This is a genomic window from Pseudaminobacter sp. Soil_N_29 (genome assembly GCF_057656055.1).
This window is the reverse complement of record NZ_JBDGLC010000041.1, coordinates 1-401: the sequence shown is the minus strand read 5'-3', so window position 1 is coordinate 401 and position 401 is coordinate 1. Positions and strand designations below refer to the sequence as shown.

Sequence of the window (401 nt, the reverse complement as noted above, 5' to 3'; positions counted from 1 at the left end):
GCCGAGCAGGTCAAGAAGCTGACGGCGAGCCAGCTGGCGGCTATGAAGCCGGCCCAGATCAAGGCCTTCACCACCGACCAGATCGCTGCCCTGGAAGCAGACCAGATCAAGGCCCTGACCACCAACCAGATCAAGGCCATGACCGACGCGCAGGTCGGCGCGCTGACGACCGATCAGGTCGGTGAGCTGAGCGTGGCGCAGGTCAAGGCGCTGAGCGCGACCCAGATCGGCCAGTTCGGCAAGGAAGAACTTGCCGCCCTGTCGACCGACCATTTCGCCGCGCTGAGCGCCGCGCAGGTTGGGGGCATCGATTCCGCTGCGCTGGCAGACCTCTCTGCGGCTCAGGTCCAGGCCATCAGCGCCAAGGCCATTATCGGCCTCAGCGAGCTGGCGGTTACCGC

1 pseudogene is annotated in these 401 nt (G+C 66.1%); it reads left to right on the top strand.

From position 1 onward, the window contains the following. Positions 1-401 (top strand): annotated as a pseudogene (locus AC3A4H_RS23645) (ice nucleation-like protein); the annotation flags it as partial.